We start from the raw sequence: 17,938 nt of genomic DNA on the forward strand, positions 1-17,938 counted from the left end.
GGGGGGATGTGAGATTCCTGTAGGACAATGTCCCGCGATGCAGCCGCAATCACTGCGCTGTTGCTGAGGCGGTGGTGCCGGGCATGCTGCGCGCCGACCACCCGCCCCCCTTTGCAGCATGTTCATCGCCATCCCGCTGGAAACCAGGCCGTCCTGGCGCTCGCCACCGTGGGTGACGCTGCTGCTCATCGCCATCAATTGCTGGGTGTACATCGGCTGGCAGATGCCGGAAGAGCGCGCCGTGGGGCGCATGGCGGATGCCTACGTGCAGAGCACGCTGCCCGCTCTGGAGCTGCCGGTTTACGTGAAGGACGTGCAGGCGCGTGCCGGCCAGAGCCGCCGCCGGCGCGACCGCGACCGTGCCGATCTGCTGGCCCAGGCGCTGAAAGCCAAGGCGTATTCGGCCATCTACCAGGCGATGTGGCACGACAACGACTTCCGCAGCCGCTTGCTGGCCGACGAAGTGATTCGCCCAGGCAGCCCGCAGTACGCCGCATGGCGCGCCGAGCGCGACCGTTTCACCCCGCGCGAGCCCGACCGTTTCACCGAGCGCTGGTCGCAAGACCATGACGCCGACGCCCCTTTTCGGCCCATCACCTGGCTCACCAACACCTTCCTGCACGGCAGCCTGGGTCACCTGGTGGGCAACATGGTGTTCCTGTTCCTCTTCGGCTTCACGCTGGAGATGGCGCTGGGCCGCAGCCTGTACCTGGTGTGCTACCTGCTGGGCGGCATCGGCGCGTCGGCCTTCGCGGCGTGGATGTACGCCGGCATGGGCGGGCTGGGCCTGGGCGCGTCAGGCGCGGTGTCGGCGCTGATGGGCATGTACGTGGTGCTGTACCGGCTGCGGCGCATCCCGTTTTTCTACATGTTCTTCTTTTACTTCAACTACGCGCGCTGGCCGGCGCTGATCATGCTGCCGGTATGGATGGCGTTCGAGCTGATTCAGCACCTGCTGGGGGGCGCGCAAGTGGCCTACATGGCGCACTTGGGCGGGCTGGCCACCGGCGCGGTGTTGATGGCACTGGTCATGCAGATCAGGCGCGTTGAGGCACCCACCGCCGCCGCCCCGAGCCCGGCCGATGCGCAGCAGGCCGAGCGCCAGGGCGAGCTTAAGCAGCTGGCCGACAAGGCCCGCGCGCTGACGCGCAGCCTGCGCTTTGGCGATGCCGCGCAGGTCTGGCAACGCGCCGCAAGATTGGCGCCGACGGACTTGACCGTGCTGCGCGCCTGGTTCGACAGCGCCCGCCACGACCCGGCCAGCGACAGCTTTCACGCCGCCGCGCGGCAGATCTTCAAGCTGTCGACCCGGCACGCGGCGCACCGGCAGCTGCAGGTGGAAAGCTACCGCGTGTACCTGGACCGCGCCAAGCCGGCCATCCGCATCAGCCCCGCCACGCTGCAGCAGCTGGTGCGCAGCTTCGTGCTGGAAGGTGAATTCAAGGACGCCGAGCAACTGGCGCGCGCGCTGGCCGCCAGCAGCACCTTGCCCGAAGGCTGGGTGGACACGATGGACTTGCTGATCAACGCCTTGCTCAAATCCGGCCGCGCGCAGGACGCGCAGGCCTGGCTGCCGGTGCTGGAGCAGCGCGCGCCGCACGACGCGCTGACGCGGCGCCTGGCGGCGCACACTTCGGCATAAACCTTTGAACGTCTGAACGGCCTCCAGCGCCCGCTGGACAAGCGCTGGCAGCTATCTAATCCATAGTATTTGGCGCCAGTCGGCGCGCGGCCGCGCTGGCGCTGGGCCGTCACGCAGCTGGCGCGTTCACTTCATCGCGCATCACCCAGGCCGCTTCCTGCGTGGAGGGGTGATCGGGGTACCGGCGCTGCATCGCCTGCAGCACCGGCATGGCCTTGTAGCCCTTGCCCTGGCCTTGCTTGAGGGCGCGGATGATCAGCTCATATGCGCGCGGAATTTCCACCACGCCGGGGTAGCGCCTGTCAAACGCGCGCAGCAGCATGAGGGTGTGCTTGGCGTCCATGCGCTTCCAGGCCTGCTCGGCCAGGGCCAGGGTCACGTCGGGCTTGCCAGCGTCGAATTCGGGCAGCACCTTGAGCACCGCGGTGTGCGCGTCCAGCGCCTCGGGCCCCAATTTGCGCAACAGCAGCAGCGGCAGATAGGTCTGGCTGTGAAGCTGCAGGCGGCCGGAGGTGGGCACGTCCAGCAGCAGCACGCGGTGGTAGCGGCGCTGGTCGGCCACGTTGTCGTGTCCGGTGCGCGCCCATTCGCGCGCCTGCGCAATCGCGCCTTGCAGATCGCCTTTTTGCACCAGCTCGGCGATCTCGCTGTCGCGCAGCTGCGCCTGCGTTTTGACGGGGCGCTGGGCAGTCACCTCGGGCTCGTCCTCGGGCTCGCGCAGCAGGTCGATGTCCAGCGCGCCGTGGTGCTGGTACATCACGTAGCCGATCAGCGCGGCCATCACCCACAGGAAGTAGACGGCGCAAAACACCAGCATGGGCAGCAGCATCCAGCTGGGCGTGATGGGCAGCAGCAGCTGCACGGCTTTGGGAAAACCTGCCTGCAGCAAAAACAGGAACAGGCACAGCAATAGGTACTGCGCGCCGATGTCGGCCATGGTGCCCAGCAGCTCGAACGGGTTCAGCGCGGCGCGCAGGCTGGACGACTGGATCAGCACCATCAGCGTGGCTGGCATGGCCAGCGACGACGCCAGCATGCCCAGCAGGCCCAGCCATTCGTTGCGGCTGGCCAGAAAGCCGACGACCAGGGTGTGGATCACCAGCACCACGAAGAACTTCCAGGGCAGCACCTTCCAGTCGGGATCGGTCAGCGCATTGGTGTAGTCGCGGCTGTGCAGCACACCGCGCGATGCCAGCGCCGCTACCTTGAAGGCATACCGGCTGGCGCCCAGGGCCAGACCGAACACCGCAAAGATCCGCCCGATGATGGGCAAAAACAGCAGATAGCTGCCCGCCGACAGCAGCAGCAGGAAGATCAGCGGCTCCATCTGCAGGGGAAAGAGGAAGAAGCTGTTCAGCCGCCGCCAGAAAGGCGCGATGGCGCCCGGGCGATCACCGTCGTCGTCTTGCAAAGAGGTGGGAGCGGTCAGCGGAGCGGCCATGGCAGTGCGGGTGTTACAGCGTTACAGCGGGGTCGGCAAGAAGCTGAGACGGGGCAGGCCGCACAGCGCCCCGTGCCCCTTCTCATGGTTGCGCCCAATTGTGTCAGAACGAAACGCCTTGGAGTACCGCCTGTCTGGGCTTGATTACCTGGCGTCGGCTCTTTGGCGTTGGCGGTACTGGGGCGGGGCATGCCGCCCGGCCGCGCATGGCTTTCACGCGCTGTGCGCCGGTGTGATTGCAGAAGAAATCGCGTCTTAGCGCAGGTGGATTGTGCGCTGGCAGCTATCAAATAGATAGTAAACGATGCACCCTTGCGCCCTGCCGGGGTGGCGCCCGCAGGGCACCACCCGCTGGGTGCCCGCGGCTTGGCTGGCGCGCGCCAGCCGAACGCCCGATCAAGCGCCGTCGCGCGCGGCCTGCAGCGCTTCGCGCAGCACGGCGATGTCACCGATGTGGTTGGCCAGCAGCAGGATCAGGCGGGCGTTAAGCTGGGCGCTTTGCGCGTCGGTCAGGTCGCGGTGGGTGTCGATCAGCAGCTCGTAGAAATCGTCGCCTGGCGAGTAGGCCTGGAAGTAGCGGCGCCCGGCTTCGTGAAAGTTCGGCTCGGTGTTCAGGGGCATGGCGGTTTCCTTCAGGCGGCCAAGGCGCTGGCTGCGCCCTGTTCGGTCTGCGCGGCCAGGGCGCGGCCGGTGGCGCGGGCGAGGGCGGCTTGCACCTTGGCCACGTCCAGGCTGCGCCAGCGCGCGGCCACGTGCTGGTCGGGGCGGATCAGGTAAGCGCTGCCAGGGCGCAGGTCGCAGCGCTCGGCCACGGTGCCGGCTGTGTCGTGCAAGGTGGTCAGCCCCGCCGGCGCCTGCCCGGTGGCGGCAATGACGATGGGGGTGATGGCGATGGGCGCGGCGGAGTCACTCGTGGCCAGGGCGTTAAGGGCGGCCAGGGCGGTAAGGGCGCGCACCGTGGCATCGTCCAACGCGCTGGCGTCGGGCGCGGCGTACAACAGGTGAAAACCGTTGCCCAGCCGGTGCAGCAGCCAGCCTTCGGCGCCGGCCGCCGTGCGCACGGGCGCGTCGGCCAGCGGGGCGCCGGGCATCATCTGGCCAGAGAACGCGTGCGCGCCTTCATCGCTGTCGGGCGTGTTCAGTGGCGAGTCGACCAGCCAGGTGGGCACCGACAGGCGGCCCGAATTGACCAGCGCGCGGGCAAACGGGTAGCGCCCGGCCAGCTGCAGCACGGCATTGCGAAACAGCTTGCTGGTGGCGCTTTTGGGGGTGATGAAGTCGGTGGAGCGGGTGGAATTCAGCAGGTTTTCATCCGCCGCGAAGGCGCGCTCGTGGTGGTAGGTGTCCAGCAACGTGGCGGGGGCCTGGCCCGTCATGACCAGCTTGAGCTTCCAGCCCAGGTTGTCTGCGTCCTGAATGCCGCTGTTGGCGCCGCGCGCGCCGAAGGGCGACACCTGATGCGCCGCATCACCCACGAACAGCACGCGCCCGTGGGTGAAGCGGTTCATGCGCCGGCACTGGAAGGTGTAGACGCTGACCCATTCCAGCTCGAATTCACGGTCATCGCCCAACATGGCGCGGATGCGCGGGATCACGTTCTCGGGCTTTTTCTCTTCCACCGGGTCGGCGTCCCAGCCCAGCTGGAAGTCGATGCGCCACACGTTGTCGGCCTGCTTGTGCAGCAGCACGCTCTGGTTGGGGTGAAAAGGCGGGTCGAACCAGAACCAGCGCTCGGCCGGAAAGTCGGCCTTCATCACCACGTCGGCGATCAGGAAGCGGTCTTTGAACACCTGACCCTCGATGTCCAGGCCCAGCAGGGTGCGGATGGGGCTGCGCGCGCCGTCGGCCACCACCAGCCAGTCGGTGGTGAGGGCGTAGGGGCCGTCGGGCGTATCCACCTGCAGCGTGACGCGGTCGGCGCCGGGCGTCACGGCGGTCACCTTGTTCTTGAAGCGTTTTTGCAGCGCGGGCAGCTCATCGCTGCGCTGGATGAGGAACTCTTCCAGGTAGTACTGCTGCAGGTTGATCATGCCGGGGCGCAGGTGCCCAGCCTGCGGGCGCAGGTTGAAGTTGAACACCTCACCCTCGCCAAAGAAGGTGCGGCCCACGTCCCAGCTGACGCCCTTGTCCACGAAGCGGTTGTCGCAGCCGATGCGGTCCAGCACCTCCAGCGTGCGCTTGGCGTAGCACACCCCGCGCGAGCCGATGGACACCGTGTCGTCATCGTCCAGCAGCAGCACCGGCTGCCCCTGCTGCGCCAGATCGATCGCCGTGGCCAAGCCCACCGGGCCCGCGCCGACCACGACCACCGGGTAATGCCCCGGCGCCGCGCCCGCGCCCGCCAGCTCTGGCGGCGTGACGTACTCAAACTTGGGGTAGGTGAACGTTTTTTGCACCTGCTTGTCTCCTGCGACCGGTCAATGCCGTCGCTTTTTTTATAAGTGTTTTGGGCCTCTGGCGCCCATGCACAGTGCGGTAGCAGCTATCAAATCAGTAGTTACCACCGGCTTGAACCGCGCCGTAGATCACCGCCCGACCGCCACCGCCCCATCGCTGTGCGAAGCGCGCGCCGTCACCAGTGAGCGCCGTTCCCGGACCTGCGCCGGGAACTGGCGTTGTCCCCCTAGCGAAGCAAAAGGGGGAAGGCGCGTCAGCGCCTCAGGGGGTTTCCTTCTGCAGTTCATGCCACATCTGCGTATCCCGCTCGGCCGTCCAGATGCGTGGGTCGCGGATGCCGCTGGCCTCGTCGTGCGCGCGGGTCACGTCAAAGGGCAGGCAGTGCTCGTAGATAAAGACCTGCGCGAACTTCGGGTCCATCGCCTTGCGCGTGTGCTTCATGCAGGCGTTCAGGTCCAGCCCCAAGGCGACCGCCTCTTGCGCGCTGGTGTACAGGGTGCTGACAAAGTCGCGCGTGTAGGCCAGGCCTTTTTGTACGGCGGCGGGCGTGGTCAGCGCCGGGCCGCGGCCCGGCACCAGCTTATCGAAGCCGAAGGCGGCCAGTTTGTCCAGCGTTTGCGGCCAGTCGGCCAGATACGCATCGCCCGTGTAGCAGGCGGCGTCGGCCTCGACCAGATCGCCCGAGAAGCAGATGTTCTGGCTGGGCAGGTAGACGATGGTGTCGCCCTTGGTGTGGCCGCGGCCAATCTGCTGGATCTTCACTTCCAGCTGGCCCAGCCAGAGCGTCATCTCGCCCTGGAAGGTCAGCGTGGGCCAGGTCAGGCCGGGCACGCTTTCCACGGCCTGGAACAGGCGCGGGAAGCGGCCAATCTCGGAGTCCATGTCTTGCTGGCCGCGCTCGACGATCAAGTCGCGCGTGTCCTGGCTGGCAATGATCTGCTGCAGCCCCTCGCCCTGGTAGCCGCTGGCGCCCAGCACGCGCACGGCGTGGTAGTGCGTCAGCACCACGTATTTGATCGGCTTGTCGGTGATCTCGCGCACCTTCTGGATCACGCCTTGCGCCGCCACGGGCGTGGCGGTGGCGTCGATGATCATCACCGCGTCGTCGCCAATGATGACGCCGGTGTTCGGGTCGCCCTCGGCCGTGTAGGCGTAGGCGTTGTCACTCAGGCGTTCCCAGCTGATCTTCTTGGCTTCCAGGTCGGCCTGGGAGGCGAATTTCTTTTCGGCCATGCGCTTTGTCTCCGTGGGTGATTCTTGGGCAATGTGGCCGGATTGTGGGTTCAAATTAAATAACAGTCAACGAATTCGCAAATAACTAATTTTGTGGGCCGCCGTTTAAGCCGCGCGCTGGCGCCGCTTGCCGCACCAGCGCCCACACGCGCTGCGCCAGGGGCGAGGGTGCGCGGTTGCGGCGGTGTACCAGCACGATGTCGCGCTCAACCGTGGGCGTCAGCGGGCTGATGGCCAGGTGGCCCAGCTCCTGCGGGGGCAGCGCCAGCGCGGGCATCACGCTGATGCCGATGCCCGCCTCAACCATGCGGAACACCGTCGTCGGGTGGCCCACTTCTTGCGCGACGGTGCAGTGCGCGCCGTGCCGCGCCAGCGCGGCATCGATCAGGCGGCGGCTGCCCGAGGCGTGGTCCAGCAGCACCAACGCCTGCCCGTCCAGCGCCTGCCACGGCACCGCGCCGCTGAGGGTCAGCGGGTGGCCGACCGGCGCCACCAGCACGAAAGGGTCGCGCATGATGCTTTCGCAGTGCAGGTCGTCGGTGGCGGAAGGCTCGATCACCACGCCGAAGTCCACCTCGCCCGCGTGCACGCTGCCCAGCACATCCTGCTGGATGCGGTCGAGCAGCACCAGCTGGATGTCGGGCTCGGCCTGCGCCAGCGCGGCGATGCACGCGGGCATCAGGTTGGCCGACAGAGTGGGGCTGCTGGCCACGCGCACCTTGCCGCGCCGCGCCTGCGCCATGCCGCCCACGTCCTGCAGGGTTTGATCGAGCTCGTCCAGCAGGCGGTCGAGCCGGGCGGCCAGCGAATGGCCAGCCTCGGTCAAGGCCACTTCGCGCGTGGTGCGGTCGAGCAGCTTCAGGCCCAGCTGCGATTCCAGCTCGCCCACCGAGCGGCTGACGGCCGGCTGCGTCAGGCCGACGCTGTCACCGGCGCGGCTGAAGTTGCGCTCCAGCGCGACGGCGCGGAACACGCGCAGCTGGCGCAGGGTGACGTTCATCGGGCGCGGTGCGGGCATGGGGTGGGTGGTGGTGGGCAAGCGCTGGGGCGCGCGTGGGGCAGGGCTCCGCGCCTGCCGCGCAGCCCGGCGTCATCGCGTGAATCTGGGTACATCATGATTCTGATGAATATATCTATCAGATAAATACATTTTACTTTTCAATGCCAAACGGGCCCAATTGCGCCCATGGCACGTTCCCGCTTTCTTCCCGACAACTTCACCCTGGCGCTGCTCACCACCGTGTTGCTGGCCACGCTGTTGCCCGCCAGCGGGCGCGCGGCGCAGTTTTTCGATGGGCTGACCACGCTGGCCATCGCGCTGCTGTTTTTTCTGCACGGCGCCAAGCTGTCGCGCGAGGCGATCCTCAACGGCATCACCCACTGGCGCCTGCACCTGCTGGTGTTTTGCGCCACGTTTGTGCTGTTTCCGCTGCTGGGACTGGCGCTCAAGCCGGTGCTGGCGCCGCTGGTCACGCCGGCGCTGTACGTGGGCGTGCTTTATCTGTGCGTGCTGCCGGCCACCGTGCAGTCGGCCATCGCCTTCACGTCTTTGGCCAGGGGCAATGTGCCGGCCGCCGTGTGCAGTGCGTCGGCTTCTACCTTGCTGGGCGTGTTTGTCACGCCGCTCTTGGTCAATACCGTGGTGCTGCCGCACGGCGGGGCGGGCGTGTCGCTGGATTCGGTGGGGCGCATCCTGCTGCAGCTGATGCTGCCGTTTGTCGCCGGGCACCTGCTGCGCCCGTGGATTGGCGACTTCGTGCGCCGCAACGCCGCGGTGCTGAAGTTTGTCGACCAGGGCTCGATCCTGCTGGTGGTCTACACCGCCTTCAGCGCGGCGGTGATTGAAGGGCTGTGGAAGCAGGTGCCGCTAGAAGCGCTGGGCGGGCTGCTGGTGGTTTGCGCCGTGCTGCTGGCGCTGGCGCTGACGCTGACCACCCTGGCTGCGCGCAAGCTGGGCTTTGACAAGGCGGACGAGATCACCATCGTCTTCTGCGGCTCCAAGAAGAGCCTGGCCAGCGGCGTGCCCATGGCCAAGGTGCTGTTTCCGGCATCGCAGGTGGGGGCGATCGTGCTGCCGCTGATGCTGTTTCACCAGATTCAGCTGATGGTCTGCGCCGTGCTGGCCCAGCGTTACGCACGCCGACCCGCCACGGAGGATGACGCGGCCGATGCGCAGCCAGCGCGCGGCTGACGCCCCGCCTGCGCCAGATTCAATCAAAAATGATAGCTGCCGGCGCTGGTGCAGCCTGCGCCAGAGGCCTTTTTTTCTTGCCACCGGCGCGCCAGCTAGGCCAGATCAACCCAGCGCCGTGTCCAGCAGCATCATCATCACGAAGCCGATCATGAGTCCGCTGGTGGCGAAGGCCTCATGGCCCTTGCGGTGCGATTCGGGAATGATCTCGTGGCTGATCACGAACAGCATCGCGCCGCCCGCAAAGCCCAGGCCCCAGGGCAGCAGGCTGGCCGACCAGCCCACCACGGCCGCGCCCAGCACGGCGCCCAAGGGCTCCACCAGGCCCGACGCCATGCCTAGCCCCACCGCCAGGCTGCGGCGGTAGCCCGCGGCCAGCAACGCCACGGCGACGACCAGGCCCTCGGGCACGTCCTGAATGGCGATGCCGGTGGCCAGCGCGTTGCCCCGCAGACCGTCGTTGCCCGCGTAGCCCACGCCAATGGCCAGCCCCTCGGGCAGGTTGTGCAGGGCGATGGCGAAGACGAACAGCCAGGTGCGGCGCAGCTTGCGGGCGGTTTCGCCGTCCATCCCTTCGCGGCCTTTGATGAAATGCTCGTGCGGCAGCAGCTTGTCCATCAGCATCAGCGCTGCGCCGCCCAGCAAGATGGACGCGCCCACCACACCACCGGCCGCCCAGCCGCTGCCTCCGCCAATGCCCAGGGCGCGCGCCGCATCCAGCCCAGGCAGGATCAGCGAAAACGCGCAAGCCGCCAGCATGACGCCCGCGCCAAAGCCAAACAGCGTGTCTTGCACGCGCTCTGACAGGGTTTGCGAAAACACCACCGGCAGCGTGCCCAGCGCAGTGGCCAGTGCGGCTACGGAGCCGCCCACGAACGCATTCCACACCACGGGCCGCGCCGTCACGTACTGCCAAAACTCGGCGCCCAGCACCAGTGCGCCCGCCACGACGATGGCCAGGCCCAGCCATTCGCGGGCTTTCAGTTGGAGGCGAGGGGGTACGCGGTCAGAGATGCGGTGGGTGTTCATACAAGGCCTCCAGAAACTGGGGACGGCAGGCAATGGATCGGGTGCGGCGCCTTACTTGGTGGGTTGCGCCAGGGCCGCTTGGTGGCGACGGGCCACTTCGGGCCAATTCACCACGTTGTAGAACGCGGCGATGTATTCGGGGCGGCGGTTCTGGTACTTCAGGTAGTACGCGTGCTCCCACACGTCCAGGCCCAGGATGGGCGTGGCGCCGGAGCCAATGCCGCGCATCAGCGGGCTGTCTTGATTGCCACTGCTTTCGACAGCCAGCTGGCCTTGCGCGTTCACCACCAGCCACGCCCAGCCACTGCCGAAGCGCGAGATGGCGGCCTTGGTGAAGGCGTCCTTGAACGCGTCGAACCCGCCCAGATCGGCATCGATGGCTGCGGCCAACGCGCCCGTCGGCACGCCACCGCCCTGGCCGGCGGGTGCCATCACCGTCCAGAACAGGCTGTGGTTGGCGTGGCCGCCGCCGTTGTTGCGCACCGCGATGCGGGTGGCTTCGGGCAGGCGGTCCAGCTTGGCGATCAGCGCCTCGACGGGCTCGTCGGCGAACGGAGTGCCTTCCACCGCCGCGTTCAGGTTGTTGACATAGGCCTGATGGTGCTTGGTGTAATGGATCTCCATCGTGCGTGCGTCGATGTCCGGCTCCAGCGCGTCGTAGGCGTACGGCAGCGGGGGTAGGGTATAGGCCATGCTTGCTCCTTTAATACAAACGCAAATGCGTATGATTCGCAATAGTATTGCGAGAGGTCAAAACATGGCGACGTGGCCCAAGATGGGCACACGGGCCGTGGTGGCTTTGCCGGGGCGATTGAAGGGCTAGAAAAACGGTGGCAATCACACGTTGAGAATGGCGCTGCCCGCCCCGCTGTGCTCCGCCGCCCGCTTCTTCACGATTGACAGGGCATCAACGCGCGCAGGGCGATCGGCCTGCAACGGCGCGCCTGACACGGGGCTGAGCTGCCCGGTTGCCGGCGCGCACGCCAATCAACCCGTCTTCGATCACACCGCGAACCGAAAGCCTACGCCGGATCGCGCTGCGGCGGATGTTGCGCGTGCCATCAGCGCCACCCTAGGCAATCTCAGGCCGAGCCCGCGCCCACCTGATACCCCAAGCGCCGCGACACATTCCCCGCGTGTTCGCGCAGCAGGGCCGCTGCAGGGCCGTGCACATCGGCGTCAAAGATGCCTTGGGGGCCGATCATGGTCATGACCAGCGCGAGCTGCCCGCCAGCATCGAACACCGGCGCACACAAAGTGTTGACCCCAGGCTGCGGCATGGATACGCCGCGGCCCATGCCAGTGGCGCGAATGTCGGCCAGCAGTTGCTGCACTTCGGGCGCATCGAATGAGGCCGAACCGCCGCCCACCACGCGGCGGTGCTCGTCCTCCAGCATGGTGCGCACCATTTTTTCGGGCAGGTAGGCGGCAAACACGCGGCCGGTGATGGTGTTGAAAAGCGACATCACGGCACCCACGCGCAGGTTCACGTGCAGCGGGTAGCGCGGCTCGTCCAGTCGCACCACGGTGGGGCCCAGGTGCCCCCACACGGCCAGGGCCACGCTGAGATCGGCGCGCGCGGCGAGCAGCGCAGCCTCCTGGCTGGCTTCAGTCAGCGGGTCCAGCTGCTGCAGCGCGGCCAGGCCCATCTGCAGCGCCATCGGTCCCAGCTCGTAGTGGCCCGTGAGCGGGCTTTGCTTGACCATGCCGGCGGCCATGAAGCTGACCAAGTAGGGGTGCGCCTTGCCGGGCGGCATACCCGCCAGTTGCGCCAGCGCTTTCAGCGGCAGCGGGCGGCGCTGTTCCGTCAGCGCCTGCAGCACGCGCATGCCCACGTCAATCGACTGGATGCGGCGCTGGCGCTTGGGCGAGCCCGGGCCATCGGCCTCAGCCCCGTCCGCAGGGACGCCAGCCGCCAACGGCACCATGCCTTCGTCCGGTGCGTCGGGGTGGGAAAGGCGTGCGGAAGGCGCAGAAGTGACCATCAACCCATTATGAGCATGCGCCCGCGCGCTACACCAATTGAGGGTTTACCCGCATCGGCGGGGCTTTTGAAAAGGGCGCAAGATGCGCGGCGATAGCGGTGGCACCCGGGTTTCAGCCCCTTGGGGCCGCCGCAGTATGCTTTTTGCCTGTTCCCTTTCTTTCATTCACAGAGGAGTTTTACTCATGAGCCAGATTCAGATCGCCGTTGTGGTTGGCAGCATCCGCAAAGAATCGTTCAACCGCCAGTTCGCCGAAGCCTTCGTCAAGCTGGCGCCCCAGGATGTGAAGTTCAACTTCATCCGCATTGACGATCTGCCTCTGTACGACCAGGACAGCGACGCGGCCGCCCCCGTGCCCGCCGTGGCGCGCCTGCGCGATGAGATCAAGGCCGCCGACGCCGTGCTGTTCTTCACCCCGGAATACAACCGCTCGGTGCCCGGCGTGCTGAAAAACGCCATCGACCAAGGTTCGCGCCCTTGGGGCAAGAGCGTGTGGTCGGGCAAATCCGCCGCCGTGCTGGGCGTGTCGGTCGGCGCCATCGGCACCGCCATGGCGCAGCAGCACCTGCACAACGTGCTGGCCTACCTGAACATGCCCACGCTGCCGGGCAATGAGGCGTTCATCCAGTGGAAAGACGGCCTGGTGGTGAACGGCGAAGTCGGCCCCGCCAGCAAGGAGTTCGCGCAGAACATCATGAACAACTTCATCGCCTGGGTGAAGCAGACCGCGAAGAAGTAAGCGGCAGGCAATCAGGCCCGCGCCAGCGGCGGGCCAGCTCCGGTCAGGCGCTTCGGCGCCTGCAGTGCTTTGTGGGCTTTGCCGCGTGGCGCTGCACTGCGGGGTGCGGTTTACGGCCATGCGCTGCCGTATCGCATAGAATAGGGCTCCAGCGCCCGTCCAGTCTGCGCTGAAAGCTAGCTTTTAGATAGCAAATGGCCCGCCTGATAAATGGCCCGTCCATTGCAACCGCCGCTCATCCGTGTGCAAAACACCGCGCGTCGGCAGGCGGGAACCGCCGGGCAGCGCCCACTGTCCAGTGGGGGCCGCGCAGACCGCGCTTATCCGCTTCCAGGGGAATCTCTTGATCAACACCATCTTGTCTCACCCGCGCCGCGTGTTCGGCAGCATCGCCGTGCTGTGCGCCGCCATGCTGGCCTTCGGCATCTTCTATCTGCAGAACGTGGTGGGGCTTGAGCCTTGCCCGATGTGCATCGTGCAGCGTTACGCGCTGATCATCGTCGGCGTGTTCTGCGCCATCGCGGCGTTCACCGGCAAACCGTCGGCCTGGCGCTTTTGGGGGCTGCTGTCTGTCGGCGTGGCGGGCTTTGGTGCCTTCACCGCTGCACGCCAGAGCTGGCTGCAGTGGAACCCGCCTGAATTCGCCACCTGCGGGCGCGACCTTTACGGGATGATCGAATCCTTCCCCCTGCAGCGCGCCATTCCGATGATCTTCAAGGGCAGCGGCGACTGCAGCGCCATCGACTGGACATTCCTGGGCGGCACCATCGCCAACTGGTCGTTCGTGTGGTTCGTGATCTTCATCGTGGTGATCATCGCCACGCTGCTGAAACTGCCGCGCCAGCGCAACGGCGCCATGCCGGCCTGAGCGCGGCTCGCACACCCTAGGCACCTGGAGACCGCATTGAACCCGCAGCCGACATCGGGCGACCGAAGCGCTGATTCCGCCGAAATCGTCCGGCTGCTGACGGAAATCCGCGACCTTCAAAGCGAGCGCCTGCGCCTTCAGCGCCAGGCGCTGGACGATCGGGCGCAGGCCAAGGTGGCGGTGGATCAATCCTTGGCCTTGCAGCGCAGAGCGGGCAAGGTCCAGCGGGTGGCCATCGCTGCGCTGCTCGTTTTCATGGTGCTATGGCTCTGGCTCATCTGGCGCTGATCGCCGTCGTCAGCAGCGTGCCGACCTGATTCAGCGGCGGCGCCCGCCTAGGCGGCTCACACCCGCTTGATCACCCGCAGCAGGATGATCAGGGTCACGGCGCCCACCGTGGCCACCAGAATGCTGCCCAGCAAGCCGCCATCCACAGCGAAACCCAAGGTGCCGAACAGGAAGCCGCCGAGAAACGCGCCCAGCACGCCCACGACCATGTCGCCCAGCAGGCCATAGCCGCCACCCTTGACCAGCATGCTGGCCAGCCAGCCGGCGATCAGGCCGACGATCAAGAACCAAACGATTTCCATCTTGCGACTCCCTTGAGCCAGAGATTTCGCCCGGACCTGTCAGCGCGGGTGCCTGCCCGGGCACGATGGAAGCTACTTTAGGCAGACTGGCCGCGCTGCACCGTAGGAGAAGGGGCCGCCCCCATGACAGAAGTCCATGTCAGGGGCGGCGAGCTGGCGTCAGGGTACGCCAGCGGGTGCCGCCTGACGCAGCGGCCGCCTGAAAAACACGCTCGGCGCAGCAGCGCGCCCGAGACCGCTGCTCAGCCAACAGCCCGCGTCAAAGCTTCTTGACCAGCACCTGGCTCTTGCGATCCCAGTTGTACTTGCGCTTGCGGGCTTCGGGCAGCCATTCCGGGTCCACGGGCTGAAAGCCGCGCTTGATGAACCAGTGCATGGTGCGGGTGGTGAGCACGAAGATGCTCTGCAGGCCGATGGCGCGCGCGCGCTGCTCGATGCGCTTGAGGATCTTCTCGCCGTCGCCCTGGCCCTGGCTTTGCGGGGACACCGTCAGCGCCGCCATCTCGGCCGTCTTGGCCTCGGGGTAGGGGTACAGCGCGGCACAGGCAAAGATCACGCCGTCGTGCTCGACGATGGTGTAGTTCTCGATGTCGCGCTCGATCTCGGTGCGGCTGCGCTTGACCAGCGTGCCGTCCTTCTCGAAAGGCTCGATCAGCTGCAGGATGCCGCCCACATCGTCGTGCGTGGCTTCGCGCAGGCTTTCCAGCTTTTCATCGACCACCATCGTGCCGATGCCGTCGTGCACGTACACCTCCAGCAGCAGCGAACCGTCCACCGCGAAGGGCAGGATGTGGCTGCGTTCCACGCCGTGCAGGCAGGCGCTGACGCAGTGGCGCAGGTAAAAGCCCACGTCGTTCGGCAACTCGGGCGGCGGCAGGCGCGACAGCAGGGCTTGCGCTTCAGCCAGGGGGATTTCGGTGTCGATCGGGTTGTCGTCCGACTCTGGCTCGGTCGGGTGCACGCGGATGCCCGGCTTTTCGGTTAGAAAAATCAGCTTGTCCGCCTGCAGCGCGATAGCGACCGACGTGGCCACTTCTTCCATCGCCAGGTTGAACGCCTCGCCCGTGGGCGAAAAGCCGAAGGGTGAGATCAGCACCAGCGCACCCGTGTCCAGCGAATGGCTGATGCCCGCCGTATCCACCTTGCGCACCACGCCGGTGTGCTTGAAATCCACCCCGTCGATGATGCCCATGGGCCGCGCGGTGATGAAGTTGCCCGAAATCACCCGCACCTTGCTGCCCGCCATGGGCGTGTTGGGCAGGCCCTGGCTGAAGGCGGCTTCGATCTCGTAGCGCAGCTGGCCCGCGGCCTCTTGCGCGGCGTCCAGCGCCGCCTCGTCGGTGATGCGGTGGCCCTGGGCATAGCGCGGCTCATACCCTTTGACACGCAGCTGCTCGTTGACCTGCGGACGAAAGCCGTGCACCAGCACGATTTTCACGCCCATGCTCTGGATCAGCGCCAGATCGGTGGCGATGTTGGCCAGCTTGCCCGCCGCAATCGCCTCGCCCGTCAGGCCCACCACGAAGGTCTTGCCACGGTGCATGTGGATGTACGGCGCGACGGCGCGAAACCAGGGCACGAAGGTGAAGTTGAAAACAGCGGACATCGGCGTGGGTTGGGGGATTCAGGGTGGGCGAGAGGGCGGCCCGGCCAGCAGGGCGCGGCGCAGCGCAGTGGCGCGGGGTTGGCGCGGGGTTGGCGCGATTCTAACGACGCCCACCACGCAAGGCGGGCCGCGCCGCCATACCCGCACACTCTGTTATTGATAGCTGCCGGCGCACTACCGGCCAGCGCTGGAAGCCAAAATGACCGCCATTCTTGGCGCGGCGAAGACGGGCCACCACCGTGACCTGGCCAGCGTTGCACTTCACTTCAGCGCGTGTGGGCTGGCCACGCCCATCCGCGCCGCCGCCTCGCGTTAGCGGATCCAACCCGTGTCGCCTGCGTGCTGGCCCCCATCAAGGCTTTGGCCACAATGCGCGCGAAGTGTCTCAACCCGTTGGCAACCCAAGGAACCCCATGCGCACACGCATCACCGAACTGCTTGGCATCCGCTACCCCATCGTGCAGGGCGGCATGCACTTCGTCGGCCTGGCCGAGCTGGCCTCGGCCGTGTCCAACGCGGGCGGTCTGGGCATCTTGACGGCGCTGACGCAGCCTTCGCCCGCTGCGCTGGCCGAGGAAATCGCCCGCTGCCGCAGCATGACGGATCAGCCTTTTGGCGTGAACCTCACTTTTTTGCCGGCGCGCACCCCGCCTGACTACCCCGGCTACGTGCGCAGCATCATCGAAGGCGGCATCAAGGTGGTGGAAACGGCGGGCAACAACCCGCAGCAATGGATGCCGATGCTGAAAGAAGCGGGCATCAAGGTGGTGCACAAATGCACCTCGGTGCGCCACGCGCTGAAGGCCGAGGCGATTGGCTGCGACGCGGTGAGCGTGGACGGCTTTGAATGCGGCGGCCACCCCGGCGAGGATGACGTGCCCAACTTCATCCTGCTGCCGCGCGCGGCCGAGCAGTTGACGATCCCCTTCATCGCATCGGGCGGCATGGCCGATGGCCGCTCGCTGGTGGCAGCCATGGCGCTGGGCGCCGAGGGCATGAACATGGGCACGCGCTTCATCGCCACCCAAGAGGCGCCGGTGCACGACAACGTGAAGCAGGCCATCCTGGCCGCCAGCGAGCTGGACACGCGCCTGGTGATGCGCCCGCTGCGCAACACCGAACGCGTGCTGAACAACGCGGGCGTAGAGCGCCTTCTGGCCAAGGAAAAGGCGCTGGGCGACCAAATCAGCTTTGCCGACATCATCGACGAGGTGGGCGGCGTGTACCCCAAGGTGATGAAGCACGGCGAGATGGATGCGGGCGCCTGGTCGTGCGGCATGGTGGCCGGGCTGATCCACGACATCCCCACGGTGAAAGAGCTGATCGACCGCATCATGGCCGAGGCGCAGCAGATCGTGCGGCAGCGCCTGGCGGGCATGGTGTGAGCCCGCCGGGCGTGAAGCGCGTCATTGGGCGTTGAGGGTCAAATCAGGCTCTGGCGCCCGCCCATCCTGCGCTGGCAGCTAGCTTTACGATAGCGACCAGCTCGTCTGGATGGGCGAGGGCGGCGCTGCGGCGTCACGCCATCGCGCTGCGCTGAGTGTCGCCGCCGCGTACAGAACGCCGCCACGGATAGCCCGCGCTCGGCCAGTGGTGCGTTCAGCGCTTCCCGCGGCAGCTGGCGGGTGTCAGTCCAATCCACGTCAATCACCCCAGTTCTGACGCATGGCCTTTTGCAGGGCCACGCGGTCCGCGCGGCGCTGGGCACCTTGGCTGCGGATGTGGCGGCCAGCGGCGCTGCTGGCGCTGCGTGCGGCCAGGGCTTGCGCCACGTGGTTGCGGGGCGGCGGCGGTGGCAGTTGCAGCGCCAATGGCGCGCGCATGCGGCCGAGTTGTTTCAGATTGGCCCGCGCGACACCGCTGGCGGCGCGCGAGAAGGTTTTGGCACTCATGTGCACTCCAAAAGCAAAAAAACCCCGGCGTCGATCAGGCTGCCGAGGGCTTTTGCTAGGCCAGCGGCTGGGGGGCGAAGACGCTCACTCCCAGCCGGGGCTGAAATGGGAGTGCGTCAGGTGTGCGAGAAATGAATCAAGGTCATCTTTCAAAACCTCCTGGAGGGTTGCGTTGCCCGCAAGGTCGTTCGTTGCGGGCGGCTGGACTGGCCAGGAAAAGGAAGGGGCGGATTGTGCGCACGCAGGCGCGGTTTGCCAAGATGGTTGTGGCGCGCCCGCCACGCCTTCACGAGTGAAAATGGCCGCCAGCGCACGATGCACCAGC

At 66.8% G+C, this 17,938-nt stretch carries 17 protein-coding genes; 6 read left to right on the plus strand and 11 right to left on the minus strand.

Annotated elements, in window-relative coordinates; all coding sequences use genetic code 11:
• Positions 1–118: 118 nt before the first annotated feature.
• Positions 119–1,642, plus strand: a complete 1,524-nt coding sequence (locus tag C6570_RS11360) for a rhomboid family intramembrane serine protease (RefSeq protein WP_106703310.1) — start codon at positions 119–121, stop codon at positions 1,640–1,642.
• Positions 1,643–1,751: 109 nt separating this feature from the next.
• On the opposite strand, the gene C6570_RS11365 is transcribed toward C6570_RS11360, so the two are convergent.
• The 5 genes from C6570_RS11365 to C6570_RS11385 all read right to left on the minus strand — a co-directional run bounded on the left by C6570_RS11365 (position 1,752) and on the right by C6570_RS11385 (position 7,713).
• A complete protein-coding gene (locus C6570_RS11365) occupies positions 1,752–3,083 on the minus strand; it encodes a hypothetical protein (protein WP_106703311.1) in 1,332 nt (443 codons plus the stop codon).
• A 396-nt stretch (positions 3,084–3,479) separates the two neighbouring features.
• Positions 3,480–3,704: a DUF2783 domain-containing protein gene (locus C6570_RS11370; RefSeq protein WP_106703312.1), complete on the minus strand. Its 225-nt coding sequence runs from the start codon at positions 3,702–3,704 to the stop codon at positions 3,480–3,482.
• 11 nt (positions 3,705–3,715) lie between these two features.
• On the minus strand, positions 3,716–5,479 hold the full coding sequence (locus C6570_RS11375; protein ID WP_106703313.1) for an FAD-dependent oxidoreductase: 1,764 nt from the start codon (positions 5,477–5,479) through the stop codon (positions 3,716–3,718).
• A 262-nt stretch (positions 5,480–5,741) separates the two neighbouring features.
• Positions 5,742–6,713: an MBL fold metallo-hydrolase gene (locus C6570_RS11380; protein ID WP_106703314.1), complete on the minus strand. Its 972-nt coding sequence runs from the start codon at positions 6,711–6,713 to the stop codon at positions 5,742–5,744.
• Between the two features lie 85 nt (positions 6,714–6,798).
• On the minus strand, positions 6,799–7,713 hold the full coding sequence (locus tag C6570_RS11385) for a LysR family transcriptional regulator (RefSeq protein ID WP_106703315.1): 915 nt from the start codon (positions 7,711–7,713) through the stop codon (positions 6,799–6,801).
• A 186-nt stretch (positions 7,714–7,899) separates the two neighbouring features.
• Here C6570_RS11385 and C6570_RS11390 point away from each other — a divergent pair, with 186 nt between their 5' ends.
• On the plus strand, positions 7,900–8,904 hold the full coding sequence (locus tag C6570_RS11390) for a bile acid:sodium symporter family protein (protein WP_106703316.1): 1,005 nt from the start codon (positions 7,900–7,902) through the stop codon (positions 8,902–8,904).
• 105 nt (positions 8,905–9,009) lie between these two features.
• Here C6570_RS11390 and C6570_RS11395 read toward each other — a convergent pair whose 3' ends face one another.
• The 3 genes from C6570_RS11395 to C6570_RS11405 form a co-directional block, all read right to left on the minus strand.
• A complete protein-coding gene (locus C6570_RS11395; RefSeq protein ID WP_106703317.1) occupies positions 9,010–9,933 on the minus strand; it encodes a ZIP family metal transporter in 924 nt (307 codons plus the stop codon).
• A 51-nt stretch (positions 9,934–9,984) separates the two neighbouring features.
• A complete protein-coding gene (locus C6570_RS11400; RefSeq protein WP_106703318.1) occupies positions 9,985–10,626 on the minus strand; it encodes a superoxide dismutase in 642 nt (213 codons plus the stop codon).
• A 389-nt stretch (positions 10,627–11,015) separates the two neighbouring features.
• Positions 11,016–11,918: an IclR family transcriptional regulator gene (locus C6570_RS11405; protein ID WP_245896171.1), complete on the minus strand. Its 903-nt coding sequence runs from the start codon at positions 11,916–11,918 to the stop codon at positions 11,016–11,018.
• Between the two features lie 184 nt (positions 11,919–12,102).
• Between C6570_RS11405 and C6570_RS11410 the strand changes: the two genes are divergently transcribed.
• The 3 genes from C6570_RS11410 to C6570_RS11420 all read left to right on the plus strand — a co-directional run bounded on the left by C6570_RS11410 (position 12,103) and on the right by C6570_RS11420 (position 13,813).
• Entirely contained in the window at positions 12,103–12,657 is a 555-nt protein-coding gene (locus C6570_RS11410) for an NADPH-dependent FMN reductase (RefSeq protein WP_106703320.1), read from the plus strand.
• 343 nt (positions 12,658–13,000) lie between these two features.
• Positions 13,001–13,525 carry a disulfide bond formation protein B gene (locus tag C6570_RS11415; protein ID WP_106703321.1) on the plus strand — a complete coding sequence of 175 codons (525 nt, stop codon included), beginning with the start codon at positions 13,001–13,003 and terminating at the stop codon, positions 13,523–13,525.
• Between the two features lie 36 nt (positions 13,526–13,561).
• Complete coding sequence (locus tag C6570_RS11420) at positions 13,562–13,813, plus strand: hypothetical protein (RefSeq protein ID WP_106703322.1); 252 nt, start codon at positions 13,562–13,564, stop codon at positions 13,811–13,813.
• Between the two features lie 56 nt (positions 13,814–13,869).
• Here C6570_RS11420 and C6570_RS11425 read toward each other — a convergent pair whose 3' ends face one another.
• Positions 13,870–14,115 (minus strand): GlsB/YeaQ/YmgE family stress response membrane protein, encoded by a 246-nt coding sequence (locus tag C6570_RS11425; protein WP_106703323.1) that lies wholly within the window; start codon positions 14,113–14,115, stop codon positions 13,870–13,872.
• A gap of 259 nt (positions 14,116–14,374) precedes the next feature.
• Positions 14,375–15,721 carry an amino-acid N-acetyltransferase gene (gene argA / locus C6570_RS11430; RefSeq protein WP_106703324.1) on the minus strand — a complete coding sequence of 449 codons (1,347 nt, stop codon included), beginning with the start codon at positions 15,719–15,721 and terminating at the stop codon, positions 14,375–14,377.
• 413 nt (positions 15,722–16,134) lie between these two features.
• Between argA and C6570_RS11435 the strand changes: the two genes are divergently transcribed.
• The gene (locus C6570_RS11435; protein WP_106703325.1) at positions 16,135–17,106 is read left to right on the plus strand and encodes an NAD(P)H-dependent flavin oxidoreductase; all 972 of its coding nucleotides are present in this window, start codon (positions 16,135–16,137) and stop codon (positions 17,104–17,106) included.
• A 258-nt stretch (positions 17,107–17,364) separates the two neighbouring features.
• Here C6570_RS11435 and C6570_RS11440 read toward each other — a convergent pair whose 3' ends face one another.
• Positions 17,365–17,613, minus strand: coding sequence for a hypothetical protein (locus tag C6570_RS11440; protein ID WP_106703326.1), 249 nt, complete (start codon positions 17,611–17,613; stop codon positions 17,365–17,367).
• Positions 17,614–17,938: the final 325 nt, after the last annotated feature.

Origin of the sequence: Ottowia oryzae (assembly GCF_003008535.1) — a bacterium.
Lineage (GTDB): Bacteria > Pseudomonadota > Gammaproteobacteria > Burkholderiales > Burkholderiaceae_C > Ottowia > Ottowia oryzae.

Bases quoted from the DNA above. Each gene is read 5' to 3' on its own strand.
- C6570_RS11390 (WP_106703316.1), top strand. From the start codon at position 7,900: ATGGCACGTTCCCGCTTTCTTCCCGACAACTTCACCCTGGCGCTGCTC.
- C6570_RS11360 (WP_106703310.1), top strand. From the start codon at position 119: ATGTTCATCGCCATCCCGCTGGAAACCAGGCCGTCCTGGCGCTCGCCA.
- argA (WP_106703324.1), bottom strand. From the start codon at position 15,721: ATGTCCGCTGTTTTCAACTTCACCTTCGTGCCCTGGTTTCGCGCCGTC.
- C6570_RS11410 (WP_106703320.1), top strand. From the start codon at position 12,103: ATGAGCCAGATTCAGATCGCCGTTGTGGTTGGCAGCATCCGCAAAGAA.
- C6570_RS11370 (WP_106703312.1), bottom strand. From the start codon at position 3,704: ATGCCCCTGAACACCGAGCCGAACTTTCACGAAGCCGGGCGCCGCTAC.
- C6570_RS11405 (WP_245896171.1), bottom strand. From the start codon at position 11,918: ATGGTCACTTCTGCGCCTTCCGCACGCCTTTCCCACCCCGACGCACCG.
- C6570_RS11395 (WP_106703317.1), bottom strand. From the start codon at position 9,933: ATGAACACCCACCGCATCTCTGACCGCGTACCCCCTCGCCTCCAACTG.
- C6570_RS11425 (WP_106703323.1), bottom strand. From the start codon at position 14,115: ATGGAAATCGTTTGGTTCTTGATCGTCGGCCTGATCGCCGGCTGGCTG.
- C6570_RS11440 (WP_106703326.1), bottom strand. From the start codon at position 17,613: ATGAGTGCCAAAACCTTCTCGCGCGCCGCCAGCGGTGTCGCGCGGGCC.
- C6570_RS11385 (WP_106703315.1), bottom strand. From the start codon at position 7,713: ATGAACGTCACCCTGCGCCAGCTGCGCGTGTTCCGCGCCGTCGCGCTG.
- C6570_RS11380 (WP_106703314.1), bottom strand. From the start codon at position 6,713: ATGGCCGAAAAGAAATTCGCCTCCCAGGCCGACCTGGAAGCCAAGAAG.
- C6570_RS11435 (WP_106703325.1), top strand. From the start codon at position 16,135: ATGCGCACACGCATCACCGAACTGCTTGGCATCCGCTACCCCATCGTG.
- C6570_RS11400 (WP_106703318.1), bottom strand. From the start codon at position 10,626: ATGGCCTATACCCTACCCCCGCTGCCGTACGCCTACGACGCGCTGGAG.
- C6570_RS11365 (WP_106703311.1), bottom strand. From the start codon at position 3,083: ATGGCCGCTCCGCTGACCGCTCCCACCTCTTTGCAAGACGACGACGGT.